Here is a 26,351-nt window from a genome sequence, read left to right on the forward strand (position 1 = left end):
AATGAATGAGATTGAAAAATATATTCCTCTGATTTCAGATTCCTGGAAAGAAAAATACCAGGCTATCCTGAATAATGAATATCTAAAAAACATAGAACAGAATATCCGTAAATTTCAGGTAAACACCCTGGAATGGAATCTGCCTTATTTTAATGAAGAATTAAGAGTAAACAGAAAAGAAAGCTTTGAAAAATTCATTACTGTATTGGAAACCAACACTACTGATGAGGTAAAAGCCCAACTTTTAGAAGAAATTCCTTTTGAAGACTGGCTTATAGCACTGGGACAAAGACTGACTTCAGCAAGCATCCGGGATGAACGTGCAGTTCCGCCGCTTAAAAATATATTGGTTAAAGCCTGTGAGGAACCTTTCAATAATGAAATCACTATTGCCCAGAGAGCCTGGGAAAAACACACCGGAAGAATGGATGATGGTTTCTGGGGAGAAATCAAAGGAAATAATCAGCAGAAACAGCAAAATGTAATGGCAAAGGTTCATTATATCCTGGCTCATACAACCTGGTGGAATGTATTTTTCCATTACAAACACGGACTTGTTTTTGAAGTAAGGGAAAAAGAAGGTCATGGAATACGTTGGGGACACGGAGGTACAAAGCTGATAGGATTTCTGGAGCCATTTATTAATGAATAAAGTATATCCACATCTCTTTCTTAACTGTGCAAAAAGATTGCGTACTATGAATCTAATTTTGATGCCCGCAAAACATTAACAAATGAATACATACATTGATATTGGCATTAATCTGACCAATAAACAGTTCCATAAAGAACATGACGAAATTATCAACCGTGCCCTGGGTCATGGTGTTGAACAGATGATTCTCACAGGAACAAGTGTGAAAGGAAGTAAAGAAGCTGCCGGAATAGCAGAAGAATATCCTGATATTCTATTTTCAACAGCAGGAATTCATCCTCATGATGCTAAATCTTTTAATCAGGAGAGCATCAGTGAACTCAAAAAATTACTGAGACAGGATCAGGTAATTTCAGTAGGAGAGTGCGGGCTGGATTTCGATCGTGATTTCTCACCAAGGCCTGTACAGGAAAAATGCTATAAAGCTCAGCTGGAACTGGCAATAGAAGTTAATAAACCTCTTTTTCTCCACGAAAGATCGGCATTCAGAAGATTTAATGAGATAACGGATACGTATCTTTCAGAGTTGCCTGAGGCTGTAGTACATTGTTTTACCGGGACATTGGGAGAAGCAAAAATTTATCTGGATAAAGGATATTATTTAGGATTTACCGGAGCAATCAGTGATGAAAAGAGATTTAAACACCTGGAAGAGGTGATACGGTATGTCCTTTTGGATAGAATAATGATTGAAACAGATGCTCCATTCTTGCTACCGAAAAATATGCCCAGAATTCAGAACAGACGCAATGAACCCTCTTTTTTACCTTATGTAGCACAGACCATTGCACATCTGAAAAAAATCAGCATTTCCGAAGTAGCAGATGAAACCACAGAAACCGCCAGAAATTTTTTCAGGCTATAAAAAAGAGCTCTACCTAAATAAGTACAGCTCTTTTTTATTACAATACTGCAATGTTTTTTTTATAAACTTTTAATTGCCGATTCCAAAGCCAGTTTCATCATAGGATTCAAGGCTGTTTCTCTTTCATCAGCAGAAATTTTTTCATGTGTCGGGATAATGTCTGTAACCGTAAGAATGGTTGCAGCATTTTTTCCTAAGTGCTGTGCATTTGCAAACAATCCAAAAGCTTCCATTTCTACTGCCGGGCAGTTGTATTGGGTAGCAATAGCTGGAATAGCAGGATCTTTTCTGTAGAAAATATCACTACTATGAATATTAATCGCTTTAGCATTCAATGATAATTCTTTAGAGGTCTCATTGATGGTATTAAAGATATTCCCCTGGTGGGAAATAATTTCATCTTCAATTCCCCATGCATATTTAGCATAGGTACTTTCGCTCGCTGCATTCTCAATATTTAAAATATCAAAAAGTTTAAGATCAGTGTTATAGGCACCACAGGTTCCGATCCTGATGATGGTATCTACCTCATATTCTGTAAATAGCTCAAAAGAATAGATCCCAATACTTGGGAAACCCATTCCACTGGCTCCTACAGTGATTTCTTTACCCTTGTAAAGACCTGTATAATAAAATATACCTCTGGTCTTGCTTACCAGTTTCGCATTTTCTAAATAGTTTTCTGCAATATACTGTGCTCGAAGCGGATCCCCCGGCTGTAATACTACTTTGGCAATTTCTCCTTTTTTTGCACTGATGTGAATACTCATAATGTTATTTTGAATGGACAAAGATAATAACTTTTAGATTGTCTTTATCATTAGAGGAAGTAAAGCTACGGGTGATTTCAAATTGGCATAATGCATAAAATGGTATCAATAAGTATCTTAAATGGGATAGCAACGTATGTATTTTGAAAATACCATATTTTGTTTGCTGAAATTGCAGAATGTAAATAGAGAACAATAATCGAATAATACTGAGCAAGTATAGTGATGAAGAGCCGCTTATTTTTGCAGCATTCAATCCATTAAAAATATAAAATGAGAATAGAACATATTGCTATCTGGGTTAAAGACCTTGAAAAAATCAGAGCATTTTATGAGAAGTATTTTGGAGCTGTCTCCAATGAAAAATATCATAATCCTGTCAAAAATTTTCAATCCTATTTCTTACGTTTTGATAATGGGTGCCGGCTTGAAATCATGACCAGGCCGGATATTAAAGAAAACGAAAACACTTACGGGTCACAGCAGTTTGGATTCATCCATCTGGCATTTTCTGCTGAAAGTAAGGAGAAAGTGGATGAACTTACGGAAACTTTAAGAAAAGATGGCTACACTATAGCCGGTGAACCGCGTATTACAGGAGATGGTTACTACGAAAGTGTGATCCTGGACCCGGAAAGCAACATCATTGAAATCGTTGCCTGAAAACTCTTATCATGCTCAAACTATCATAATAAAAACGCCAAAATCGCGTATTGTAGCCTTATATACATTCATCAATTTTATCTGCGACAAAAATCCTGGCGTATTAAAACATGCTGAAGTAAAGACTCGTGCCTTTGCGGTTTTCAATTTTAACGAAGCCTTCTCATATAAATTAACGCATTCACAGCCTTACAAATCAAATTTTTACACCCACAGTATAATTTAACATCAATCTCCTCCTAAAAATTTTATTCTCAACGAAATAATTTTATTTTTGTTAGATGATGAAATCCGGATCACCATTTTTAGACACCATTTTTTTGCTCAGAAAGAATGAATGTATTACCCTTTTCTCAAGCTTGCAGGAGATTTCTGAAAAAGAGGAAATGGAAGCGGAAGAATATTTCGAAGCAGAATTTGAAAAAGAAAGGCTGGAATTTTTGTCTGACCGGATAACCTGTGATCCAAAAACAGCGGTCTGGGCAGCAAAGATTGTATATCATAGTGCCCAGCTCTATCTGATCCGGGACAATACTGAAAAGAATCTTGAAAAACTTATTCCGGAATTTAAAGGAACAAGAGGAGTTACTTCCATCATATCCGCAGACTTATCCTTAAGGTTTTTACCTCAGATTATACTGGCTTTGAATGCAATAGATCCGGAAGATAGTTTAATTAAAATGCTGGAAGATATTCTGACAGTCTTTCATTATTCCGGAGTCGGGTATGATCTTGATTTAAAATATGTAAATTGGGAAAAAGAACTGGAAGATAAAACATACCGGAAGTTATATCTGGAAAGAATCGTTGAAAAAAAAGATTACAAACTGGCGGAAATCCCGTTCATTAATAAATTGCTTATTGCAGAATTCGGAATGCATAAAGAAGCATTCTGGAGAGAATTAAAAATAACAACTGAAGACCACCAATGACTCAGAATATCATTAAACTTAATGCAGCCCTTAGCTACGTAAAAGATACTTTCGTAGGTAAAAATGATGTAGTAGACCTGCTGGGAATCTGTCTTTTGGCAAGAGAAAATGCTTTTTTATACGGACCACCGGGAACTGCAAAATCGGCTATTGTAAGAACCCTGTCAAAGACCATTAAAGACGGTAAAAACTTTGAATATTTATTGACCCGTTTCACCGAGCCCAATGAAATTTTCGGTCCTTTCGATATCCGGAAACTTAAAGAAGGAGAGCTTTTAACCAATACGGAAGGAATGATGCCCGAAGCTTCCCTGGTGTTTCTGGATGAAATCTTTAACGCCAATTCTGCCATTCTGAACTCACTTCTGATGGCTCTTAATGAGAAAATTTTTAAAAGAGGAAAAGAAACAAAACATCTGCCGGCATTAATGTTCGTAGGAGCAAGTAACGTTCTTCCCGAAGATGAAGCATTGAACGCTTTGTTTGACCGTTTTCTGATTAGAATCAATGTAGACTATGTGAATCCCGAGCTTCTGCAGCAGGTACTTTTAGCCGGAAGAAAGCTGGAAAATGAAGAACCAACCGAAGTTCCGGAAATTCATGCCAATGAGATTAAAGAGCTTCAGACTATATGCAAAACAATTGATCTCAGACCAATTTACGAAGTCTATCTCAATACGATTATGAACCTGAGAAACACGGGAATCAGTATCTCAGACCGTAGAGCGGTGAAACTGCAGAATTTAATTGCTGCAAGTGCATTGATCTGTGGAAGAAATGAAGCCGTTCTCTCTGACCTTTGGGTGTTGAAGCATATCTGGGATACCGAAGAACAAATTGAAATTCTGGAAGGAATCATCAACAGGACTATAGAAAAAGATGACCATCCTCAATCCCATCCACAAGCCATGCAAAACAAAACACCCAATCCTGAGGAAGTAATGAAAGATGTAAAGATTCTCGCGGATAAATGGAACGAAGGGACGCTGAGTTTTGAGGAACAAAATGTAATTAAAGATAAATTGAGATACCTTCAGACCCGTTGCGACTGGATCAGAAACCCGGAACAGAAACAATATATTCAGCAGGAAATTGAAAATTTATGGCAGAAAATCCTTCAAAGCATATAAAAGAATTCTGGGCCGAAATTCCTCGTACTGATGAAGAATTTTTGGGCTCAATAAGAGATTGGAAAAATATCCTCCTTGCGGTGGATGAGGATACTCTTTGGCTTAAAGGATTTACAGATGAGCAGACTGAGGCTCCGGAGATGCATCAGTTGCCCGGTTTTTTACTGTACGAGCTTCGCAATGGGCTCTTATTCAGGAAAGGCGCATTGGTTCCCAGTAAAAAAATGAGAACAGCATTGCTGTGGACGCCGATAGACAAGGCATTGCAGCTGACTTTCCCTGCTTCCAATCAAAACTATTTCGGAATCAGTGAAAAGATCACGGTTAATATAAAACAAAGTGCGGAAGAACAACCGGTAATTGCATTGCTAAGCAGCATTGTCGGAATTAAAGAAAATATGGCTGCAGTACCGGGGTTCAAATTTGAAAACATACAATGGGCCGTTGTTGGTGATAAAGCTTTGTTTATAGGGACACCATTATTAAGCTTCCCGGGAAAAGCATACTGGATGAAAGACGGACATCTCCTGCCCGCCGGCTTTGATTTTGAATTTAAGAATCTGAGCCTATTCTTGCAGCAGAAATTTAACAAAGAATCAAACGGATGGCTTTTATGGAATGAGGAAGGAGAATTTCTTTCAATAAAGAATACTGATCTCCGTCCATTGTCCTTAAGCTCTTTCCGCCTTACGGAAAAATCAAAAGAATGGAACTAAAGACGTATTTTCAAGCCTACGAAAATTACTTCTGGGAATGGAAAACCGATGAAGACGTTCCCGGAGATTCCGGATACCATGAGAATAACCTCCTATCCATACCGGGAGTAGGAGCTATTGCCTACAGACCCTATGTGATGGAGGTCCTGAAGGAGCTTCAGCCACAGGGATGGCCTCCGTTTGGTGCACTGCTGATGGTTTTATATGCAATGCAGGAAGGGTATACGGACTTTGCCGGTCCCCTGAGGAAAACTTCTGATTTATATACCATTGGAAATTTTGAGTTTAATGCTGAAAAAGAAATTGAATTTCTTGAAAAAATAAAACAGCTTCCCCCGGTCTATAAACAAAAGCAAAACAGGATTATCCTGTTGCAGACGCTTTTTAAAAATGTGCACAACAGACTATCTTCGGTCAATGCTGAAAATTATTTGAGAATTTATTATAAAAGACCACAGGAACTGGCTGTTTGTGCGGAAAAGCAACATGCCGGCCCCACTATACTAAACAGAGACCTGAATGCGTTGGATCTTAACGAAAAATTTCCTACAGTTCAATCTATTATCGATGCGATGAAAGGTCTTGTTGAAGAACCTGAACTGAACGATGAGCTGATACAGGAAGAAACAACAGCAAATCCAGACCAGGATTTTATCAGGGAACTGACAGAAGAGCCTAAAACATTTCAGGTAGGAAGTCTTATCAAGAGAATCTGGAGCGGACTTAAAATTCCCATGCGTCACCTTTCTCCGGGAGAACAGCCCATTGGTGGAATTTCGGATATGACTAACAAAGGCGATTTTAACAGGATGCTGCTCTCCGAGTTTGCCAATGAAGATGAGGTATTCATAAATCGTGTGGCTAATAATGAGGCCCTTTATATCCAAAGGGAAATCCCGCCGGAAGAGAACCTATTTGAAAGAATTATTCTGATTGATACGTCCCTTAGGAACTGGGGTACACCGAAAGTGTTGGCTTTCGCCTCTGCTATAGCAGTTATTAAACACCCAAAAGCCCATTCTGAATGTAAAGTATTTGCATTGGGACAAGCAGCCCTTCCGGTTTCTCTCAACAGGGTACAAGAGGTTATTGAAAATCTCAACCAGGTGAGTCCCGTGCTTGAGGTTTCCGAAGCTCTGGAAAAATTTTTTAATGAAGACCATCCTGAAAAAGATCTGGAAATCTTCTTTATCACCCATCAGGAAAATATTGTTGATGAGAAGGTTCAAAAAGTCATTCATCAGAACCGGGACCGGCTTAAATTTCTGGTAACCACCACATCAGATGGGGAAATTAATTTCTATAAACATCATAAAGGAGCAAGAAAACATATCCAGAAAATCAAATTACCCCTTCAGGAATTATGGGCAAATCCGCCGAAACAAAAGCTGAAGCCGGAGATTTATAACGGAAAGAAAACAGATCTTCCACAAAATTATCCGATTTTGTTCCCGGTTCCCGTTAATAAAATAGACCAGTTTCTGTACGAAGGAGAGTTTTTTATTTTGAGTTCAAAAAAACAGCTCCTAAAAACCTATCTCTCAGATAATTATTACGACCGGCATTCTTACGATTATTATAAAACCTATCATGGATGTGAAGTGTTATTTGAAGAGATCTCAATAAAGCCAAAAGGACGGTTTGCCCTGGCAAAAAACAGGCAGCAGCATTTTATTGTGTGCCAGTATCAGCCTGATAAGAAACTCATTTCAAAACTGAACATCAATACAAAAGAGTATTTTGAACAAAATGTTACAGGACTGAATATTCCGGCTTCTTATGATTTGATTTATTTTGGAAAAAGCTTTTATCTGCATGACCCCGAAAATCCTATATTGTACAAAATTAATATAGAAGGAAACATCGCTGTAGAAACAATAGCCGATAAAGATCCGGAAATTGAAAAAAATAATGCCAAGGCTGAAGCGGAAGTAGCCAAACTGCATAAAAGTGGGCTGAAGATAATCAATAATTTTAATAAAATCGGGATTAATGAGAATCATAACCTGGTCATTTCCGGAAACGAATTGAGCAATATATATGAAAATGCCCTTAATTTTTACAAAAACAGAGCCGGGATGAAAATCTTTGCAGAACAGAACAAAAATAAATTTACCTTCCCTGATGGAAGCGAAATTATTACAGATTCAAGGGGAATGCTGACATTCAGGAGTAGTAACAAAAGCATAGAAGAATTTTATATCCCTTCTACAGCCTATGGATTCCTTTGCTTGTCTACTTCCACAGAATTTGGCGGTTCAGAATATTATCTTCCTGAACATACCTTATTGAAAGTGAAAACCATGGATGAGATGTATTCACGGTTTTTAAAAGCATTTATCGGGCAGATTTTGGATTATGGAGCTTAGAATACAACCTTTTCCTAAAAATAATTATCCTAAAAAAGCGCTTTTGATTAAAGGCTCTTCACCCCTTGTATGGCTTCAGGAAATGGAAACCCTTGGAATTGATTTACACCAGGTAAAATCATACGCTGTTCCTGCCAATATCCCCAATATACTCTATGGATGCTTTCTTATTTTTAATGATCATGCACCGCAGGAAATAGGGCGGAATGCTTATTTTCAATGTATAGACAACCGGCTTTTCATTCCTGAAAATACAATATTTTATCCTAAAATTAATGCCGAAGACTGGTATCAGCTTGATGTGCCTTTTCTGGTCATGCATCCTGAATTTGGATTGGTGAAATTATCTGAGCAGGTAGATTGGCTATCACTTATCAAAGATCCCGGAAACATCAATGAAACAGTAAGAAAACCATTGAACGGAGTCAGGATCCCCAGAAAGATAGAAAGCTATACAGTTGAAATGGATGATGAGAAAATTCTGGAAGCACTACAGAAGAGGCAGACCGAAGAAGAATGGATGAAAAACCTGCCGTTTGACCTGAAAAAAGTAATGGCAGGGAATAAAAAAGAAATTGAGAAATATTTAAAATATATTGAAAAATATCCTGAGAGGGCGATTGAACTGGGCGTTCCGCTGGATATTATGGGGACATCAAGAGGAGATGGATTTGGCAAATTTACCTGGTTAGAGGGACTGTTTGGGAAAAATCCTGACGGCAAACCGGAGAGCAAAGAATCCAGGAATTTCCGCAGGGTTTTCTGGGCTGTGATTGTAGTGGCTATTCTTTTAAGAATTGTATTACCATCAGAAAAAAATAAACCTGTAGAAGAAACGGGAGCCTCTTCTGGTACTATTGTAGATAATGCTGTGAAAGCCCCGTCAGATATGATCGCTTTTCAATCCGGAATCTCTGAAATTGACCAGAAAATAGACTCAATGTATTTTGATAGGCGAAAAGCTTTATCCAATGAACTTCTGAAGGCGGGAATGGTGGAAGCCAGAGATAGCAATGAAAAAGAAAAATATAAGAAATCCGGAGGCCGGAGTGTGAATGAGATAGGTCGCGATATTGAAAAACTCAGCAGCAAAGAACAGCAAACCCGCGATTCTCTTAAAACAATTTATACCAAAAGAATTAAAAAGCATGTTGAAGGAAAAACAGAAAGTTTAAAACGAAGAATCTCCGATTCCCTGAAGCAATATACCAAAGGAAAACCTGTCAACGGGGAAGTGGTAAAATATCTTTTAAAGAAGAAAAAGGCTCTTATGGAGGATTCTTTGGGAAGACTTTATGGAACAATAGATTTTTCTGACCTTTCCCGGTCACAGGCCAGAAACTCAAAAGTGAAAGGAATTGATGCAGGAAATGGGCTGCAGGAAAAAGAGGCTCCTCTATCAGATGTTCTATACCTTGTTATACTCATGATAGCCGGAGTGGGACTTTATTCTTTTATTTTTAAACGAAAACCCCTTAATCTGGGAGGTGATAATGTTCCGGTCTGGATAAAACTGCTTTTGACCGGGATCCTTGTAGCTATGCTGGTATATTTATTTTATCCGCTGGTAAAAATGTTTGGCTACAATTGGTTTGTGTGGGTGCTTGTTATTAGTGTCATGCTGCTTCTATACCGCCTGTTCAGGGAAGATAAAACTATTTTAAATTCCGAAGATGATGAATAAACAGAAATTTATAGACAAATTCATGGCAGCCTTTGTATTGCTGGCTATGTTTAAAATCATCGGGATTGTTGCACAGCTTTTTCATGAGAGTTTCTGGAGTGTTGTAGGCACATTGGTCCTTTTCTTAATCATTGCTTTCATTATTCTTATGGTGATTGCTTCTTTAAAAGATAAAGAACAAAACGAACGGAATGCGAAAAGAAAGGCTGCTTCAGGAGGGAATTTTTATCTTGAAACTTCTTTATTTGACAGAATCCGGAGCAAATATGAAGAACTTGCCGAAAAATATATTGCTGAAAAGGATTATAAAAAAGCGGCCAGGGTATATATAAACCTGTTACAGGATTATTACAGGGGAGCAAAAACACTTGAAGAAGGAGGATTTTATAATGAAGCTGCTGTCATTTATCTTAAAAAACTTAAAAATAAATCTGATGCTGCGGTCTGTTATGAAAAAGCTAAACAATATAAAAAAGCGATAGAACTTTATAAGGAAATGGAACAAAAAGAAAAGGTGGGAGATCTTTATAAAGAAATCAATGACCTTACTAATGCCCATACCTATTATCAGATGGTAGCCAACGATTATATCAGCAATTACCAGATGGTGAAGGCTTCCCTGGTTTACCGTAAAAAAATGGAGAAAGCGGATGAAGCCCAGAAGGTATTACTTAAGGGATGGCAGGAAGATAGAGATGCATTTAATTGTCTGAACAACTACTTCGCCAACATCTTTGAAATTGAAAAGCTGGAAGCTGAAATCCGTAATTTGTACAAAGAAACGCCTTCATATAAAAAAATGATCTATCTGGATGCAATGAAATATGAATTTAAAAGAGATCCGAAACTACAATCAACTACCCGCAGCATTGCCTATGAAATCATTGCAGAAAAAGTAGGGACGCGTTCAGAAATTGTAAATGAACTCAAACATTTTAACCCCGATGATGAGGTAATCCTGAAAGATATTTCCAGGTTTAAAACCAGCCGGAATAAAATGTTTAGAAATTAAAATGGCAACATAAACATAACAAAATAACAACGGTTAAAAAGCAAAGAAACTATTTTCCATACCGGTTCCAGACATCAATATATTACCCTGTCCCGTGAAAACTGTTAATTAATCACAAAAAAAGATTTATATTTGCGCCAGAAAATTATGACAATACAAAGAGCACATATCAATGCAGAGCTATGCGAAAGCCCTTCAACAAAGGGATTATTCGGGTATGATGAGCTGATATGGAATGAGGTGAAATGTGCTGACTTTGGAAATTATTTACTGTAAACTTGTAAAAATTAATCAAAATACTGCAAAAACGCCTCGAAAAATCGAGGCGTTTTTTGTTTTTTAGGGCAGAAATTATTTAGAATGAAAAAAAATAACCATAAACATGAAAAATTTTTAATAAACAATGAAACTTTAATACAATAAAATAGAGTGATAAGCAACCCGATGAGAGACAGTCATTTAGGTATTTGAAACATCTGCAATATATTGCGGACGGTAATCTCTTATTTTAAAAATAGCTTTTAAAATATTGGTTATCAAATACTTATGTTTAAAATTTATTTGCATATTCCAAAAATTCATATTTACTTTGCAACCGAAAATTGAAAGCAACAGTTTTCAGGACTTCAAAAAATAATTTAAAAACAAACAAAAATAAAATGAAACAATTACATCACATATTCAATCAATATTCAAGACTATCCGGACAGAAGCCGGCAGGGAGTCTGTGTATTTTTGATCGTGAAATTGTGGATAAAAGGTGCTTATATACGTGGGTCAGCTAATGATCTCTTACGTTAATTAATAATAAAGCGCCTCCCGAAAAGAGGCGTTTTTTTTATGGTATTTCTAGCTTATCTGGTAAAGCATCGGTCTGTGGAACCGAAGAACAGGGTTCGATCCCCGGAGATACCCAATATATAAAAATCTCATAGCTCAAGAGGTTAGAGCACCGGTCTTTTAAACCGGGGGTTGAAAGTTCGAATCTTTCTGGGATTACAATCGGTTCCATAGCTCAACCGGATAGAGCATGGGTTTTCTAAACCCAGGGTTAGGGGCTCAAGTCCTCTCGGAATTACAAAGGTCTATTGAGGTAATGGCTAACCTGCCCGACTGTCTCTTGGGCACTGCGGGTTCGATTCTCGCATAGACCGCAAAGGTTCACGGAAAATTTCGATTCCGGCTGTCTCCCGGAAAAGAAACTGGAAGTGAACCTGAACCTGGAAAGATAACGGTGGTTGTTTACCCGCCTTGGACGCGGGAGGTCGCAAGTTCGAATCTTGCTTTCCAGACAGAAGATTTCGTAGCTCAATGATAGAATACCGGGCTGTTAAACGGGAAGTTGAAAGTCCGGATCTTTTCGGAATCGCAGATAAAATGTTAATTGTTAAGAAGAAAAAGAAAAAGTTTGCCGGGAGCAGAAGATCTTTACGCCAAACACAGAAATACAGGCAAACTTTTCTTTCTCCCAGGCAGGTTAAAGAAGAACACAACCTGATGGTTCGCCGAAGCAGAAGAGTCGGGACGGTCTGCAAAACCGTTGCGTAAGCTGAGTGGGTTTGAATCCCATAACCATCTCCACAATAGAGATTGATACCGGAAATAGGATCACTCTGATAAATATCCTTTATGAAAGAAAAAGTCTGTCGAGCGCAGAAGATCTTTAGTTAAACAAATAAGACAGGCCTTTTTCTTTTTAAAACTGGAAATGAGAAAACCAACTCAATGGTTTTCATTAAAAAAAAACGGAAGTATACCGAAGTTGAGGAATCGGGGCAAACCCAAGGAACGAATTGAATTCCTTAAAAAAATGAAAAGATACGGGATTAAAAATCTGTGCTGGCAGTTGAGCAGGTTCGAATCCTGCTACTTCCACCCAACCACTGATAATGTAATGGCAGCATGCAGGAAATGTACTCTTGTCGTTCAGGTTCGATTCCTGGTCAGTGGGTATATTGCTCTATTCGTCTAATGGTGAGGACGCCTGCATTTCGGGCAGAAAATAAGGGTTCGATTCCCTTATAGAGTACGGATGTGAATGAACCGGTCAGCTTTGAATTAAATAATACCATGAAAGTTAAGATTGAGAATGGCCGGTTACCATTTACAAAATAAGAAAAGAGAAAAGTTTGTCAAGCGCAGAAGATCTTTACAAATACTGGCAGACATCGTTTATAATAGTATAGGCAAACTTTCTCCGATCTTGACTTCTTCAGTGATGAGCACATATAATCATACAAACGGGAAATTACACTTCCTGTGGCTCATCATTTAAAACAATCTGCGGGAATGGTGGAATGGCAGACACACTTGATTTAGGATCAGGCTTTTGGGGGTTCAAGTCCCTCTTTCCGTACTAAAATGTATAAAACCCCGGAAGAGTGGTGTAGCAGGTCTGCACGTTAGTCTGAAAAACTAAAGGTATAGGTTCGATTCCTGTCTGTTCCGCAAAACAGAGATAATAAGTAATGGGGTAATCGCCCATCATTGATCATCTGTCAATTATAATTTGATTCATAGTGTAATGGGAAGCACACAAGACTTTGGCTCTTGTAGTTTAGGTTCGGATCCTAATGAATCAACAATAGAAATTAGAAATGGGAAGCCGGAAACAACTACTGGCAGATCATTTATCACCCATCATTTTATCAATTATCAATTAAAGTATGTAGAAAAAATGGAAACGCAACAACAAACATGGCAGAATATGAATGGAAAAATTTTCCAGCATTCTATCACCCAGCTGGTAGAAGAAGCCATCATCCGCGAGCAGGCCAACGGACATCGTCTGAAAGTATGTGTAGGATCAGATTCTCACGTATATGGAAATGCCATCAATTATGCTACGGCAGTAGTATTCATTCGTGAGGGAAAAGGAGCGTTTACCTTTATCAGAAAAGAAAGAGAGATACAGAATATCAGTATCAAAGAGCGAATGTTAAATGAGGTAAACAAATCTGTGGAAATTGCCTATGCGATCTGCTCTGTGCTGGATGCTTATGGAGTAGAAATGGAGGTCCACGCAGACATTAATACCGACCCGGATTTCAAATCCAATGTAGCTTTGAAAGATGCAATGGGTTATATCTTGGGTATGGGATACGTGTTCAAAGCAAAGCCTTATGCTTTCGCAAGCTCTAACTGTGCTGATATGATGGTTTAATCTAAAAATATAAAATAATAACCTTTAAAAGAAATAGTATGAGACGTGAAGTATTGCAAAGATTCCTTACGAACACTGATGAAACCGGAAGATTCATTTCGTAGAACCCCTTTACCAGGGAAAAACAGCGATCTGGGGAGATCTCAATCCTGCCACTAAACAGCTGGAAGGAAATTACGGGAGTAAAAACACCGGTGCTGTGAAAGAAAGAGATTCTTTATTGAAAGAGGAAAATGGATTTGCCAATATTGGTTACTTCAAAGGAAGTCCCTTCGGGGAAATTGACAGACGAGATAAAGAACATGAGTTGAAAATGAAAGAACAGGCTCTTTCCAATTAAATATCAATAGTCAGGGTACGACTGTGCCAGATGATTGGTAAAATATTGTATGGATAATCACTTAGACTTACCACAATTTTACTGTCATTCCATGAATCCTGTGGGAAAGGAAAATATAATGAGCCTTTTAAAAAACTTTAAACAATTGTAATAGACATCATGTATTTGTCCGGAAAATAATTATTAAAAGTAAAGAAATGATTTTTAAAACATATAACTCTATAGAAAACGCTTATCAGACCAGGGTGATTGATCAGATCAAACTGCAAGGGTTTGGGGATGAGATTTTCATTGTACAGGAAAAAGTTCACGGAGCCAATTTCTCTTTCTTTACCAATGGAAAGGAAATTAAGATTGCAAAAAGAACTGCCTTCATTACAAAAGATGAAAAATTTTTCAATGCCCATCAGATATTGGAGCGCTACAGGAAAAATGTGCTTGAAGTCTTCCGTAAAGTGAAAGCTATATATCCGGACGCTGAAACAGTTGTAATCTACGGGGAATTATTCGGTGGAGGTTACAAGCATAAGGAAGTAGATCCGGTGGAAGGGGCAATAAGAGTACAGAAAGGAATTGAATATGCTCCCTACAACGAATTTTATGCTTTCGACATTAAGTTGAATGGAATCACTTATCTGGATACGGAGATCATCAATCCTATTTTTGAGGAAACCGGATTTTTCTATGCAAAAACCCTGTTTCAGGGTACTCTGGAAGAAGCTTTGAGATATCCCAATGTCTTCAATTCCAAGATTCCGGTCTGGCTGGGACTGCCTGAAATGAACAATATGTGCGAAGGGACTATTATCAAAACTTTGAAAACCAGATATTTTGGAAACGGTGCAAGAGTTATTCTAAAAAATAAGAATGAAAAATGGATCGAAAAATCCAAAATGGTTAAAAAGCAAGAAAGAATCACTCAGAAACAAGTTCAGTTTAGCGGAGCTGCTCAACAAATCTGGGAGGAAATCCAAAGATATGTGACTGTAAACCGGCTGAATAATGTTGTGAGTAAAACCGGTGAATTTGCACCTGAAATGATAGGAAAGATAACAGGTCTTTTTGCCAAGGATATTCTGGAAGATTTTGAAAAAGATTTTCCGGCCGTGCTTACAACCATTGAAAAAGAAGAACAGAAAAGGATCAATAAGAAATTAAATTCTTTAGTAATTAATTGTATAAAAGAAGAGTTGACAACTTTCAAAGACTAGTTTCGGCAAATACTGCCGAAACTTTTTATATAAAATAACGAAACCGCAAAAGAAGATCAAACTTAAGTTTGGGAAATCTTTTAATGTATTCCAGACGCTCCATTACGGAAAAAACGGAATTCACGGTGGTAAATAAAAATCAAAAAAAGTGAAAACAACAGAAAATATATTAATCGTAGACCTTGAAGCAACGTGTTGGGAAAACAGGCCGCCCAGAGGTCAGGAAAGTGAGATCATAGAAATAGGAGTTTGTATTATGAATGCAAAAACCGGGAGAGTCTCTAAAAATGAAGGAATTTTAATAAAACCACAATTTTCAAAAGTAAGTCCGTTCTGTACGGAACTCACAACTCTTACCCAAAATATGCTGGATAATGAAGGAGTTCTGCTGGATGATGCATTCGATATTCTCAGGGCAGAATACGATTCGGAAGAGCTGACATGGGCCAGCTATGGAAATTATGACCTGAATATGCTTGAAAGCCAGGCCCGGAGATTTTACGTGGATTATCCTATGAGTGATGATCATATCAATGTAAAAACCTTATTCGGACAGTTACATCCTGCCATAAGGAAAAGCGTAGGAATGAACAGGGCTCTGGGAGAACTGGGCTTGACTTTAGAAGGTACCCATCACAGAGGTGTGGATGATGCCAGGAATATTGCAAAAATTCTGCATTGGTGTCTGAATAACTGTTAAAATAAGGCTTCATCAACAATACTTAATATAACTCTCTTGGAAAAGGGAGTTTTTATTATGAATATGGAATTAACTTCTTTATATAATTTTTTTTGATTCCATATAATTTCTTGTAATGGTAATTACTGTATTATTGTATAAATCTACAATATGAGAATTATAAATAGTCTACAAAATTAGTGGTGATAAAGCTTTTAATACTTAATTTTTTGTTAAAAAACTCACTTTTAAGGGATAATTTATTAACTGTCAGTCAATTTTTGTTATTTTAGCTGACAAGAACCAAAGTAATTGATCAATAAAGAGTTTAAGACCTGTATTTAAACGATAAAATCAAAGAGGTTTCTTTTTTGAGTTGTCTCTGGCAAAAATGACTGCTTTTACTAATGTAGAGGAGAACAAAATAACCTGAAAAAATTATTCACCAAATTAAAAAACAAATGAAAGAAAGGCTTTATGAGATCTTTAATGAGGAAAAAACACATGAGATAATCCCTTTTTTGAAGCAGCTTACTGCTGAAGAAAGAAAAGCACTAGTCCCTACAATAAAAAAGCTGGACCGTGAGATCAGCAGGATTGTGATGACAAAGAAGTCTTATCACACTGCCGGTTCTGCAGAACAACACTCCATTATTGACATTGCTTCATTTGTATGCATGGACCAAAAAAATTTCGGTAAAAAGTACTGGAATGTTTTTCGCGATGTAAACCGGACAGAGCAAATTTTGGAATGGGGGTGCCCAAGTTGGTTTTCAGATTTTATCAATGAATCTGTAGAAACAGAATTGCTGGCTTTTAACTATCGGGATATTTTAGGGTGGACGGAAAAAGGCTATGTACAGCCATCTCCCCGGCTATTGGGACATCATTTGAGCAACTATCCCTCAGAGCTGGAGAAGCATCCTGAAACATTGCAGACTCATTTCTGGTACCTATGCGAGTATCCTTCAAGATCACTGCCTTTTTATAAAGAATGGCTTCCGTTGATTCAAAAGCTTGTAAGAGAACAAAAAGTCAGCAGAAAAAGGTTTCTTAAAGAGTGCCTTCTGGCTTCTAACCGGAATTTTAACAAAAATGTAACCAACTGGTTTATGGATGCATTTGTTGCATTAAAACCGGCCGATGAAGAAATAATAGAACTTCAGGATGAGTTATTGGCGGGTTTAACCTCTGTTCAGTCAAAAGCCATAAATACAATACTCATCTACCTAAAGAAAATAGTACATGATCCTGCTTTCAGGAGCGATGAATTTACGCACTACCTGCCCAATCTTTTGAGTTCAGAGATTAAAACTATAGTGGTTTCAACCCTGGGTTTAATAGAAAAGATATTGCAGAAGAAAAAGTTTGATCAGGAAATATTAGGAGTAGCATTAAGTACAGCCTTTGTAAACAAAGATGACGGGATTCAGTCAAAAGCAGCCAAAATGATTCTGAAATATGTTCCCGCTTCTGAAAATGTGAAAGAGGCAATCTCCCTATATTCGGATAATATACTGACTAATATACGGCCTCTTTTAGCAAAATATATTGAAGAAAAACAACACAAACTGGAAGATATAGCCATTGAAAAACCTGCTCTGATCAAGGTTGAAAATAAGGTGAAAGAACCTGGGAATTTTGAGGATTTAATGTTTTTTCTTCCTTTAGCGATAGAAAACCCGGAAACCTGTCATTATGATATTGCTCTGGCGGGACTCATCCGTTTTTCTGAGGATGCAGATGCTGAATCAGTGCAATTAATAGAACCTGTATTTCAAAAAGCCTGTAAAACTATTGCAAAATGGGAAGTTCCCTATTTTAATGTACTCTTATGCAATCTGATTATTAATTATGGCTTGAATTTGCAGAAACGGTTTCCGGCTCAATTGAAAAATCTTGGAAAAATATATCAGAAAACTACTGAGGAAGAAGCTGTAAGAGAAACCTATCTGAATTATCATAAAAAAATAGGTCCGATAGAAAAAATAGGGGTAGAAAATCCTGCCATGAAAGGATGTAAGGAAATTGCCGTTACTGTCTATCGTAAAATGCAATCCGGAGATACAACTCCTTTGTTGTCAACTGTGACGCATGCCCCGTGCTGGATTGCTCCTGAAACTCTTGTGGAAAGATTTGAAATCTACCAGAATAAACAGATAGAACCCAATCATCTGGATGTTCAGCTGGCATTGCAGCGTTGTGCACTGGATGATCCTTCTGAAGCGATACAGCTGGCGGAAAAAAAATTAAAAGGAGAGTATAAAGCGCTTATATTTTTCTTGTTAGGGAAAAATACCAGACCAGAAGGCAATATTGAGCATCCTGCCTGGTGGATAACAGCCGGAATTACACGTTCACCGGAAACGGATTTTAAAGAATTCAATGGTTTGGGGTATGATCATATCCCTAAAGAATTTTTTTCAGGAATTTATCAGTGGAAAACCATTGACAGTAAAAAAAATTCATACTATCCCGTTGAACTTAGTATAACAATTCCCAAATACCACCTTGAAAAAGGAAAAGATAAATTATTCCTGGAATACTTTGTTGCTGAGCAGAAAAGTTTTCCTGAAGTTCCTGTTTTTATGTGGAGTTTTCCCAATACACCGGCTAATGTTCTGGCCAAAATTATAAAAACATGTTTATTCTACTCCGGAATTGCAGAAGTGTACGAAAGGAGCATGGTACTGAAAACAATACAGGCTCTTTATCAGATCAAAAAGCCTCTGGATGAAATGGGCTACCTTTTTTTAGCAACAGTTTTTCTGGATAGTGACAAAACCATCCGGGGTATCGCTGCTGAAATCTGGCTGGAACATGTATCCCATCAAATGATGGATAATACAATATTAGGAACAATTATCGGGCAGCACGAAAATCCGGAATGGGCTCCTGTTAAAAGGTTGACAGATCTGATACAGCACCATATCCTTAACGTCAGCAAAAATCATAATCTGGCATTAGAAGAATTAATATCTACCATAATACTTCAGATGGAAAATCCTGTGACCAATCTGAAAAGGTTACTGGAGATTTACCATGAAGTATTGGCTTTAAACCAGTCGAAAACCTGTGAAAAAATAAAAGAAAAACTCAGCAACTGGAAAGAAAATTCAAGCCTGAAAAAAATATGCACTCTTCTTCTAAAGAAATAAATTATGGAAGATACGCTTACTTACAGTTACGCAGGATCATCATCTCTGTTAAAAAGAGGAGCCCTGGAGGAACTGTTCCTCTCCAAATACAGTGAGGTCCAAAAAAATACAGGTGCCCCTTGTTTTTTCTGGGGAAGTGTAAGTCAGCCTTTTATTTTGGCCAGATGCCTTATTACACTCTCTAATATTGTGAAAGCCGGTTTTAACCTTCCCCCGTTTCAGATGGCGCTTATTAAAGATCCGATTGTTACTGTGGGAGATGAAAGATTACGCTTTGAAGGGTTTTCACATTGTGCAGGAGTATATGCACGGATAGATGTGTTACCGGGCGGATTAGATGGCGCGTTTTTAGAAAACGGGACTATTAACGTAGATTTTAACCAATCTATGATTACGGCTTTGGGGAGTATCCGTCCCTACGAAAAAATTATACTTTCCATAGGAGAAAAAGAAGTCGGGTTATATACTGAAAAAAAGAAAATCATAGAACGAAAGGTCCCTTTGCCTGAAAAATGGATTAAAGGCCTGGGAACAGTACAGGTTTATCTATCCGAATCGGAAGAACTGTATACATTCAATAAAATACAGGCGCAGCAGCTGTTCAGGGGAATGCCGAAAGGAGTGGTGAAATGTGATTATTTTCTGATAGTAAGAGGAAATAAGCCCACATTTTCTCCCGTACAATCAGCGGACGGTGTTTGTATCGGAGGCCTTCACAGGCTTCGTCTGCTGGAATCTCTGCTACCATATACAGACTATATGAAAGTTTTTGGCCATCCTAAGAGACAATCTGTAACGTGGCAGTTGTACATGGGAAATATTACATTCAGTTTTTCTCTGTCAAGGGAGATCTGGCGTGGATTTTCCAGCGAAGGTGCCGTATTGGAGGGGCTTATTAATGATGTGCCTGATGAGTGGATTGATGCGCTGGATAAATATGCATATGCCAACCAGTCTTTCAATAAAATAATGATGGCTGTGGAAGGGAATATCAATATAGAAAAGGCTGAAAATCTTACTGCAAGACTGGCAGCGATGGGACTTCTGGGATATGATGTAGACACCCGGGAGTTTTTCTATCGCAGGCTCCCTTTTAAATTGAGCCGGGTTTTGGAACTGAATCCCCGTATGAAAAATGCAGAAAAACTGATTGAAGAAGGAAAAGTAGAATTTGTAAGCATAAAAAATGAAAGAATAGAAGCCAGGGTAGAAGGTACTGATGTGCAGCATACAATTATTCTAGAAGAAGGAAAGGAACGTTGCACCTGTGAGTGGTTCATCAAATATCAGGGTGAGAGAGGGCCTTGTAAGCATGTTCTGGCAGTGAAGAAACTTGCCGGTACTTGAATGAAAACTTTTTCGAAGTCTAAACTTTACCTGCTGGCATACCTGGAAGATCAAGGAGAAGCTTTCTTATGATCTGATTTCTGCCTACATCAATAGATGCGGGCTTTAGCCCGCATAACTTTAGCCCAAACCTAAAAAGTCATAATTATTTTTATGCATAAATACATTAATCACGATCTGTTAAATCCGGGAATTGACTAACAATATTTCTTACGATATGCCTGGCTGTATCAATAGGCCCGGACTTCAAAAAGAAACCTATTATTTACCGGCTTTCTTTGTTGCAATTTCAAGCTCATCCTCAAACATACTTTTCCATTTGGAAAGTGTGGTTCTGCTGATTTTATATTTTCTGGACATGTAACTGGTAGAATAGCCATGCTTCTTTTGGTATTGGAGAAGTTTAAGCATGGTTTTCTTATCGTAGGTTTTGAGCTTTTGATTTTCTTTAGACTGTTTGAAAAGTTTCTCATTGAATTTAAGAACATCTTCGCTGGTGTGAAGCCGCTCAAGAAGCTCTCTGATTTTTGGATCCTTTAATTTTTCAGGATATTCAAGCCTGAGCATATCCTGGTAAATTTTTTTATAATTAGGACGCATGTACTGTTTGTTTATCCGTTTGTATTATCACCTTTCTGAAGCCATCTGTGGAGAGTGCTTTTAGGAATAGAATATTCTTTAATCACTTCACTTTGGGTCATTTCACCGGACAAGATTCTTTTCATAATAAAATCTTTGATTTCCTGGGTATAAATGTTTTTTCTGAAATAAGGAATTTTTTCAGATTTCTGTTGATTTTTGTTGACTGCAGCAGGCGGAGCATATAAAATGAGATGCGAGCTGTAAAGCCTGAAAAAGTCATATTCCAATAATTTGCTCCATCTTAGAAGAAGATCAGAATCTATAGATTTACTGTTGTACATGGTTTCGACAGTCTCTTCATCTTTGCCTAAAAACTTACATATCCTCTCCATTGTTATTTCATTTTCATCAACCTTCTCCTTAATAAATTTTCCAATGTGGATTTCTTTATATAACATTTCTTATTGAATATAATTTCTTATTTAAACTCCTTCACATAACACCAGAATAGAGACTATATACCATTGACGGGAAATAATAAGGGCTGTACTGAAATGAAACGATAAGCACCCTGAAATATTCAATCAGGTCATGTGGGACTAAAAAAATGTTTAAGAAAAATATAAGATCTTAAAAAAAGTATTCATTGCCACTTAATTTACCGTAGGATATAATTTCCTTGTTTTCACTTGGTTCATTAATTCTCCATCTGCTCCAGCCTTCTTTTTCTACCATTTGTGTAAAGTATATATGCCTACTAAAACTTTTTCATGCAATTCTATTTTATTCTAATGACGGTTGCTATTGGTATTTTGATGGCCAGTTGTCTATATGATTTACAGGATAAAAATAACAGATAATCCGTCTAATGACTTTCAAATTTAAACAAAAATTAGAATTCAGGATGCTGATAAATATAAAAAATGACTTTATGAGCAAACTTTAATTAAAATTAACATATTATATAAACTAAACTGTGAATTATTGTAATAGGGACGGAAATTCTTAAAAGCGTAAAAGAAAATTGTATACCATTGAGCAAGTATATACCTTTGCCATCAATGAAAAATACTATAAGCTTATTCGATTTTTCGAAAAAAATAAATTATAAAAATGAATTGCTCGCAGGCTTTACCGTAGCTATGACCATGATTCCGGAATCACTTTCGTTTGCGATTCTGGCTGGGCTGTCACCACTTACAGGACTTTACGCAGCCGGATTGATGGGGTTGGTGACTGCTATACTGGGTGGCCGGCCGGGAATGGTGTCCGGAGGAGCCGGAGCCACCATTGTCGTACTGATAGCCCTGATACAATCGCATGGTGTGGAATACCTTTTTGCTACCGTTGCCCTTGCAGGAATTATTCAAATACTCGTGGGAATCTTTAAATTGGGAAAATTTGTGAGACTCATTCCGCAGCCGGTAATGTATGGGTTTCTGAATGGTCTCGCCATTATTATTTTTTTAGCACAGATCGAACAGTTTAAAATAACCGGTAGTAACGGTGAGGCTGGCTGGCTTCAGGGAACACCTCTCTATATAATGGCAGGACTTACTGCCTTAACTATTGCCGTAGTGTATTTCTTTCCGAAACTCACAAAAGCAATTCCGGCTTCCTTGGCTGCTATTATTGTTGTTTTTGCAGTGGTGTTAGGATTTAATATCCATACAAAAACGGTGGCAGATATTGCACATATCAGTGGAAATCTTCCGGTTTTTCATATTCCACAGGTTCCTTTTTCCCTGGAAACATTGCGGATTATTTTTCCATATGCATTAATTATGGCTGGCGTAGGCCTTATAGAATCTCTTCTGACATTATCAATGGTCGATGAAATTACCAATTCCAAAGGCAATGCAAATAAAGAATCCGTTGCGCAGGGAATTGCTAACATGACCAATGGTTTTTTTGGCGGAATGGGGGGCTGTGCCATGGTTGCCCAAACGCTTGTTAATCTCAATGCCGGTTCAAGAGCCAGGTTATCCGGCATTATTGCAGCCGTTATGATTCTGTCGATCATTCTTTTTGGAGCTCCTGTTATTGAAAAAATTCCTATGGCCGCTTTGGTAGGGGTTATGATGATGGTGGCAATAAGTACCTTTCAATGGGTTTCTATCAGGATTGTGAACAAAATGCCTAAATCAGATATATTCGTTGGAATAACCGTTGCTTTAATTACGGTAGTTCTTCATAATCTTGCCCTGGCCGTTTTAGTGGGAGTGATCATATCAGCACTGGTATTTGCCTGGGATAATGCCAAAAGAATCCGTGCCAGAAAACATACGGATGTAAACGGTATCAAGCATTATGAGATATATGGCCCTTTATTTTTCGGTTCTGTAACCGCATTTATAGAAAAGTTTGATCCCGCGGAAGACCCTGATGAAGTAGTGGTGGATTTCAAAGAAAGCCGTATTGTTGATATGAGTGCTATAGACGCTTTAGATAAAATCTCAAAACGGTATAAACAAAACGGGAAAACATTATACCTTCGCCATCTGAGTGAAGACTGCCGCAAAATGTTGAAAAATGCGGAAGCTATCATTGAAGTGAATATTCAGGAAGATCCTACGTATAAAGTGATGCCGGAAAAATAGAATGTGTGGAACCTGTTTGAAGAACCAGGAACATTAAACATATACTCTCAAAAGTAAATTTGTTTTTAAACAGATCATCATTCTATAGCTTTTCTGAAAACTCTATAATATTGTAATGTAAAATAAAACGTCCTATTCACAACACTATTTTCTTTATTATTTTCCCATTTTTCAAATTGATTTTATTTCAGTAATGAGTAACAACTACTAACCAGCAACTTTAAAACATAAGTAAAAATAACCGCAATTAGTAATTTTTATTTTACCTTCCCTCAAATCATAAAATATCTTAAAACAGGGAAGTATAGTGATACATTTATGATAAAAATTTTATCTTTGGAAAGAATAGAAAATTAAACACTTGTTGATGATTGAAAATTTTTAAATCTTTTTCAAGGAGCTAAATAAAACTTTTAACTTAAAACTATTGAAAACAGATATCAACATTCAAAACCACTGTCATTTTTCTTTTGATTTGTGGCTTACTTTAATCAAATCTCACCCTGAATTTAAAACAAAAAGAGTTGAGCTGTTCTCCTCATTTTTCAATGTAGACAAACCTATTGAAGAGGTTGCAAAGACCGTAAAATATTATGATGACCTTTGTAATTCTATCAATGAGATAACAGGCGGGAATATAGATACTTTTGAGATTTACCTGATGATCCTTGGTTCGCTGAATGTAGATATTGCATCTGTGAATAAAGAAAAACTCAATGATTTTTATTTGAAAAGTGAAGAATTATTTTTAGAATACAAACCAGTTGTTATTTTTGAAAATATTCATGATTTTTTTGAGAATATCAAAAATCAGGGAAAGACCATTAATATTCTGAGCAATACAGGATTTATCAAAGGAAAGACCATGCGGAAGTTCCTGATTCATGAAAACCTGGATCAGTACATAGATTTCCACATTTATTCAGATGAAATCAATTGTTCCAAACCGAATCCGCTTATTTTTCAGGAAGTGAAAAATAAGATCAGGAATCAGGATCTGCCATTGCATCAGATTCTTCATATCGGTGATAATCCGGTAGCAGATTATCAGGGAGCAAAAAGCTTCGGTTTCAGTGCCCATTTGCTTAAACACTAATATAACATGAATAAGAGATACAGCTTACACCACATTCATTCAGCGGATGAGTTCACTTTCTCACCGGCAGAATACAGCTATTTCAAATATGGCGATAAGTCGTATGCAGAAAAATTTGCAAAAGAATTATTTGACGGATTTATTTCCGGATACAATACACTTCTGGACACGGATAAAGAAATTGTGGTTCTCCCCAGCCCTTATATGGCGATTCCCACAGCATCCAATTTTTTATGCTTCTTTTTTAAAAAGCATTTGGACTTTTATCTGTTTCAAAAAGGAAAGAAATCAAGTATCATTTCTAAAATTAATCGTAACCATACTTATATTACTGATTATGGCAACCTTAGTTTTGAAGATCGCAAGAATCTGATTGCCAATGATACTTATTACATAGATAAAGATTTTTTAAGAGGAAAACTTTGTATTTTTATAGACGATATAAAAATTACAGGAAGTCATGAATATACAGTAACCAGGATTTTAGATCAATATAATGTGGACGCTGATTTTATGTTTCTGTATTATGCGGAGCTTATGAATCTTGATATTGATCCCAAAATTGAAAATTATTTTAATTATTATGCAGTGAAAAATATACAACACATTGCAGAAGTAATGGGAAAGCCCAGTTTTGAGTTTAATACGAGAATCGTCAAATATATTTTAGGGCTGGATTCAAGTAATTTTGATTATCTTACGTCTAAAGTAAAAAGAGAACAGATGGACCTGCTTCTGGAGCTGGCCATCAGTAACAATTATCATTTAATAAAAGAATACGAAAACAACATCAATACTTTAATACAAACGGAATTATATTATGGCTATTAACTTACAAAAAGGACAAAGAGAAAATATCAACGCCCCTAAATTTACTGTAGGTTTGGGATGGGATATCAATAATACTTCTACAGGAACAGCATTTGACCTTGATGCTTCTTTATTTTTATTGGGTGACGACAAAAAATTAATTTCAGATAATCATTTTATTTTTTATAATAATCTGGAGTCTCCGGATAAATCTGTTATCCACACAGGAGATAATCTTACAGGAGAAGGATCAGGGGATGATGAGCAGATCAAAATAGACCTTACTAAAATAGATGCTGCCATTAAAGAAATTACAGTGGTAGTAACAATCCACGAAGCAGAATCCAGAAAGCAAAATTTTGGGCAGGTAAGAAATTCTTTTATCAGAATTTTTAATACAGATACGAATGAAGAGATCTTAAAATATGAATTAGACGAAGATTTCTCAATCGAAACTGCAGTAGAATTCGGAAGAATCTACAACAGAAACGGAGAATGGAAATTTGAGGCCGTAGGAGCAGGACAGCGGGACGGCCTTGAAAAATTTGTATCAATTTATCAAAAGTAAT

General features: G+C 37.0%; 23 protein-coding genes and 10 tRNA genes. 30 read left to right on the forward strand and 3 right to left on the reverse strand.

The genetic code is table 11. The annotated features are described in order from the left end of the window. Nucleotide 1: 1 nt before the first annotated feature. Nucleotides 2-652: a hypothetical protein gene (locus OK18_RS11705; protein WP_050022074.1), complete on the forward strand. Its 651-nt coding sequence runs from the start codon at nucleotides 2-4 to the stop codon at nucleotides 650-652. Nucleotides 653-734: 82 nt separating this feature from the next. Further along, nucleotides 735-1,520, forward strand: a complete 786-nt coding sequence (locus OK18_RS11710; RefSeq protein ID WP_053328104.1) for a TatD family hydrolase — start codon at nucleotides 735-737, stop codon at nucleotides 1,518-1,520. Nucleotides 1,521-1,579: 59 nt separating this feature from the next. On the opposite strand, the gene deoD is transcribed toward OK18_RS11710, so the two are convergent. Further along, nucleotides 1,580-2,290: a purine-nucleoside phosphorylase gene (gene deoD / locus OK18_RS11715; protein ID WP_053328105.1), complete on the reverse strand. Its 711-nt coding sequence runs from the start codon at nucleotides 2,288-2,290 to the stop codon at nucleotides 1,580-1,582. A gap of 273 nt (nucleotides 2,291-2,563) precedes the next feature. On the opposite strand from deoD, the gene OK18_RS11720 reads away from it, so the two are divergent. The 24 genes from OK18_RS11720 to OK18_RS11820 all read left to right on the forward strand — a co-directional run bounded on the left by OK18_RS11720 (nucleotide 2,564) and on the right by OK18_RS11820 (nucleotide 20,694). Next, entirely contained in the window at nucleotides 2,564-2,953 is a 390-nt protein-coding gene (locus tag OK18_RS11720; RefSeq protein WP_050022076.1) for a VOC family protein, read from the forward strand. 281 nt (nucleotides 2,954-3,234) lie between these two features. Beyond that, the gene (locus tag OK18_RS11725) at nucleotides 3,235-3,885 is read left to right on the forward strand and encodes a hypothetical protein (RefSeq protein ID WP_228377595.1); all 651 of its coding nucleotides are present in this window, start codon (nucleotides 3,235-3,237) and stop codon (nucleotides 3,883-3,885) included. Beyond that, nucleotides 3,882-5,015, forward strand: a complete 1,134-nt coding sequence (locus OK18_RS11730) for an AAA family ATPase (protein WP_050022077.1) — start codon at nucleotides 3,882-3,884, stop codon at nucleotides 5,013-5,015. The genes OK18_RS11725 and OK18_RS11730 overlap by 4 nt, the downstream gene beginning before the upstream one ends. After that, complete coding sequence (locus OK18_RS11735) at nucleotides 4,988-5,731, forward strand: hypothetical protein (RefSeq protein ID WP_053328106.1); 744 nt, start codon at nucleotides 4,988-4,990, stop codon at nucleotides 5,729-5,731. Before OK18_RS11730 ends, OK18_RS11735 begins: the two co-directional genes overlap by 28 nt. After that, the gene (locus OK18_RS11740; protein WP_053328107.1) at nucleotides 5,722-8,100 is read left to right on the forward strand and encodes a hypothetical protein; all 2,379 of its coding nucleotides are present in this window, start codon (nucleotides 5,722-5,724) and stop codon (nucleotides 8,098-8,100) included. The genes OK18_RS11735 and OK18_RS11740 overlap by 10 nt, the downstream gene beginning before the upstream one ends. Next, on the forward strand, nucleotides 8,090-9,784 hold the full coding sequence (locus OK18_RS11745; RefSeq protein WP_053328108.1) for a hypothetical protein: 1,695 nt from the start codon (nucleotides 8,090-8,092) through the stop codon (nucleotides 9,782-9,784). Before OK18_RS11740 ends, OK18_RS11745 begins: the two co-directional genes overlap by 11 nt. Beyond that, complete coding sequence (locus OK18_RS11750; RefSeq protein ID WP_228377596.1) at nucleotides 9,774-10,796, forward strand: soluble NSF attachment family protein; 1,023 nt, start codon at nucleotides 9,774-9,776, stop codon at nucleotides 10,794-10,796. The genes OK18_RS11745 and OK18_RS11750 overlap by 11 nt, the downstream gene beginning before the upstream one ends. A 147-nt stretch (nucleotides 10,797-10,943) precedes the next feature. After that, nucleotides 10,944-11,072, forward strand: coding sequence for a hypothetical protein (locus OK18_RS11755; protein WP_050022083.1), 129 nt, complete (start codon nucleotides 10,944-10,946; stop codon nucleotides 11,070-11,072). Between the two features lie 566 nt (nucleotides 11,073-11,638). Continuing rightward, nucleotides 11,639-11,711 (forward strand) — tRNA-His (locus OK18_RS11760). Between the two features lie 10 nt (nucleotides 11,712-11,721). Beyond that, a tRNA-Lys gene (locus OK18_RS11765) sits at nucleotides 11,722-11,795 on the forward strand. Between the two features lie 5 nt (nucleotides 11,796-11,800). Then, nucleotides 11,801-11,874: transfer RNA gene (locus OK18_RS11770), tRNA-Arg, on the forward strand. A 4-nt stretch (nucleotides 11,875-11,878) separates the two neighbouring features. Further along, nucleotides 11,879-11,950 (forward strand) — tRNA-Asp (locus tag OK18_RS21220). Nucleotides 11,951-12,016: 66 nt separating this feature from the next. Next, a tRNA-Pro gene (locus OK18_RS21225) sits at nucleotides 12,017-12,088 on the forward strand. Between the two features lie 204 nt (nucleotides 12,089-12,292). Continuing rightward, a tRNA-Cys gene (locus tag OK18_RS21230) sits at nucleotides 12,293-12,377 on the forward strand. Nucleotides 12,378-12,543: 166 nt separating this feature from the next. Continuing rightward, nucleotides 12,544-12,671, forward strand: a tRNA-Phe gene (locus tag OK18_RS21235). An 82-nt stretch (nucleotides 12,672-12,753) separates the two neighbouring features. Then, a tRNA-Glu gene (locus OK18_RS11780) sits at nucleotides 12,754-12,825 on the forward strand. Between the two features lie 254 nt (nucleotides 12,826-13,079). After that, nucleotides 13,080-13,152, forward strand: a tRNA-Leu gene (locus OK18_RS11785). 19 nt (nucleotides 13,153-13,171) lie between these two features. Next, nucleotides 13,172-13,244 (forward strand) — tRNA-Phe (locus OK18_RS11790). A gap of 76 nt (nucleotides 13,245-13,320) precedes the next feature. Next, nucleotides 13,321-13,959: a ribonuclease H-like YkuK family protein gene (locus OK18_RS11795; RefSeq protein WP_228377597.1), complete on the forward strand. Its 639-nt coding sequence runs from the start codon at nucleotides 13,321-13,323 to the stop codon at nucleotides 13,957-13,959. A 199-nt stretch (nucleotides 13,960-14,158) separates the two neighbouring features. After that, complete coding sequence (locus OK18_RS21700; RefSeq protein ID WP_228377598.1) at nucleotides 14,159-14,299, forward strand: hypothetical protein; 141 nt, start codon at nucleotides 14,159-14,161, stop codon at nucleotides 14,297-14,299. Between the two features lie 197 nt (nucleotides 14,300-14,496). Next, the gene (locus tag OK18_RS11805; RefSeq protein WP_053328110.1) at nucleotides 14,497-15,510 is read left to right on the forward strand and encodes an RNA ligase, Rnl2 family; all 1,014 of its coding nucleotides are present in this window, start codon (nucleotides 14,497-14,499) and stop codon (nucleotides 15,508-15,510) included. Between the two features lie 148 nt (nucleotides 15,511-15,658). Next, nucleotides 15,659-16,210, forward strand: coding sequence for a 3'-5' exonuclease (locus OK18_RS11810; protein ID WP_053328111.1), 552 nt, complete (start codon nucleotides 15,659-15,661; stop codon nucleotides 16,208-16,210). A gap of 440 nt (nucleotides 16,211-16,650) precedes the next feature. Continuing rightward, the gene (locus OK18_RS11815) at nucleotides 16,651-19,347 is read left to right on the forward strand and encodes a DUF6493 family protein (protein WP_053328112.1); all 2,697 of its coding nucleotides are present in this window, start codon (nucleotides 16,651-16,653) and stop codon (nucleotides 19,345-19,347) included. A 3-nt stretch (nucleotides 19,348-19,350) separates the two neighbouring features. After that, nucleotides 19,351-20,694, forward strand: coding sequence for an SWIM zinc finger family protein (locus OK18_RS11820; protein ID WP_053328113.1), 1,344 nt, complete (start codon nucleotides 19,351-19,353; stop codon nucleotides 20,692-20,694). A 261-nt stretch (nucleotides 20,695-20,955) separates the two neighbouring features. Here OK18_RS11820 and OK18_RS11825 read toward each other — a convergent pair whose 3' ends face one another. Together OK18_RS11825 and OK18_RS11830 are read right to left on the reverse strand one after the other, a co-directional pair. After that, nucleotides 20,956-21,294, reverse strand: coding sequence for a hypothetical protein (locus OK18_RS11825; RefSeq protein ID WP_053328114.1), 339 nt, complete (start codon nucleotides 21,292-21,294; stop codon nucleotides 20,956-20,958). Nucleotides 21,295-21,305: 11 nt separating this feature from the next. Continuing rightward, complete coding sequence (locus tag OK18_RS11830) at nucleotides 21,306-21,734, reverse strand: helix-turn-helix domain-containing protein (protein WP_050022091.1); 429 nt, start codon at nucleotides 21,732-21,734, stop codon at nucleotides 21,306-21,308. A 603-nt stretch (nucleotides 21,735-22,337) separates the two neighbouring features. On the opposite strand from OK18_RS11830, the gene OK18_RS11835 reads away from it, so the two are divergent. From OK18_RS11835 to OK18_RS11850, 4 genes are all read left to right on the forward strand, one after another. Continuing rightward, nucleotides 22,338-23,876, forward strand: a complete 1,539-nt coding sequence (locus tag OK18_RS11835; RefSeq protein ID WP_053328115.1) for a SulP family inorganic anion transporter — start codon at nucleotides 22,338-22,340, stop codon at nucleotides 23,874-23,876. 427 nt (nucleotides 23,877-24,303) lie between these two features. Further along, the gene (locus OK18_RS11840) at nucleotides 24,304-24,972 is read left to right on the forward strand and encodes an HAD family hydrolase (RefSeq protein ID WP_053328116.1); all 669 of its coding nucleotides are present in this window, start codon (nucleotides 24,304-24,306) and stop codon (nucleotides 24,970-24,972) included. Between the two features lie 6 nt (nucleotides 24,973-24,978). Beyond that, the gene (locus tag OK18_RS11845; RefSeq protein ID WP_053328117.1) at nucleotides 24,979-25,803 is read left to right on the forward strand and encodes a phosphoribosyltransferase family protein; all 825 of its coding nucleotides are present in this window, start codon (nucleotides 24,979-24,981) and stop codon (nucleotides 25,801-25,803) included. Further along, nucleotides 25,793-26,350, forward strand: coding sequence for a TerD family protein (locus OK18_RS11850; RefSeq protein WP_053328118.1), 558 nt, complete (start codon nucleotides 25,793-25,795; stop codon nucleotides 26,348-26,350). Before OK18_RS11845 ends, OK18_RS11850 begins: the two co-directional genes overlap by 11 nt. Nucleotide 26,351: the final 1 nt, after the last annotated feature.

Origin of the sequence: Chryseobacterium gallinarum (genome assembly GCF_001021975.1) — a bacterium.
Taxonomy (GTDB): Bacteria; Bacteroidota; Bacteroidia; order Flavobacteriales; family Weeksellaceae; genus Chryseobacterium; species Chryseobacterium gallinarum.

Bases quoted from the DNA above. Each gene is read 5' to 3' on its own strand.
- OK18_RS11705 (WP_050022074.1), top strand. From the start codon at position 2: ATGAATGAGATTGAAAAATATATTCCTCTGATTTCAGATTCCTGGAAA.
- OK18_RS11710 (WP_053328104.1), top strand. From the start codon at position 735: ATGAATACATACATTGATATTGGCATTAATCTGACCAATAAACAGTTC.
- deoD (WP_053328105.1), bottom strand. From the start codon at position 2,290: ATGAGTATTCACATCAGTGCAAAAAAAGGAGAAATTGCCAAAGTAGTA.
- OK18_RS11720 (WP_050022076.1), top strand. From the start codon at position 2,564: ATGAGAATAGAACATATTGCTATCTGGGTTAAAGACCTTGAAAAAATC.
- OK18_RS11725 (WP_228377595.1), top strand. From the start codon at position 3,235: ATGATGAAATCCGGATCACCATTTTTAGACACCATTTTTTTGCTCAGA.
- OK18_RS11730 (WP_050022077.1), top strand. From the start codon at position 3,882: ATGACTCAGAATATCATTAAACTTAATGCAGCCCTTAGCTACGTAAAA.
- OK18_RS11735 (WP_053328106.1), top strand. From the start codon at position 4,988: ATGGCAGAAAATCCTTCAAAGCATATAAAAGAATTCTGGGCCGAAATT.
- OK18_RS11740 (WP_053328107.1), top strand. From the start codon at position 5,722: ATGGAACTAAAGACGTATTTTCAAGCCTACGAAAATTACTTCTGGGAA.
- OK18_RS11745 (WP_053328108.1), top strand. From the start codon at position 8,090: ATGGAGCTTAGAATACAACCTTTTCCTAAAAATAATTATCCTAAAAAA.
- OK18_RS11750 (WP_228377596.1), top strand. From the start codon at position 9,774: ATGATGAATAAACAGAAATTTATAGACAAATTCATGGCAGCCTTTGTA.
- OK18_RS11755 (WP_050022083.1), top strand. From the start codon at position 10,944: ATGACAATACAAAGAGCACATATCAATGCAGAGCTATGCGAAAGCCCT.
- OK18_RS11795 (WP_228377597.1), top strand. From the start codon at position 13,321: ATGGGAAGCACACAAGACTTTGGCTCTTGTAGTTTAGGTTCGGATCCT.
- OK18_RS11805 (WP_053328110.1), top strand. From the start codon at position 14,497: ATGATTTTTAAAACATATAACTCTATAGAAAACGCTTATCAGACCAGG.
- OK18_RS11815 (WP_053328112.1), top strand. From the start codon at position 16,651: ATGAAAGAAAGGCTTTATGAGATCTTTAATGAGGAAAAAACACATGAG.
- OK18_RS11820 (WP_053328113.1), top strand. From the start codon at position 19,351: ATGGAAGATACGCTTACTTACAGTTACGCAGGATCATCATCTCTGTTA.
- OK18_RS11825 (WP_053328114.1), bottom strand. From the start codon at position 21,294: ATGCGTCCTAATTATAAAAAAATTTACCAGGATATGCTCAGGCTTGAA.
- OK18_RS11830 (WP_050022091.1), bottom strand. From the start codon at position 21,734: ATGTTATATAAAGAAATCCACATTGGAAAATTTATTAAGGAGAAGGTT.
- OK18_RS11835 (WP_053328115.1), top strand. From the start codon at position 22,338: ATGAAAAATACTATAAGCTTATTCGATTTTTCGAAAAAAATAAATTAT.
- OK18_RS11845 (WP_053328117.1), top strand. From the start codon at position 24,979: ATGAATAAGAGATACAGCTTACACCACATTCATTCAGCGGATGAGTTC.
- OK18_RS11850 (WP_053328118.1), top strand. From the start codon at position 25,793: ATGGCTATTAACTTACAAAAAGGACAAAGAGAAAATATCAACGCCCCT.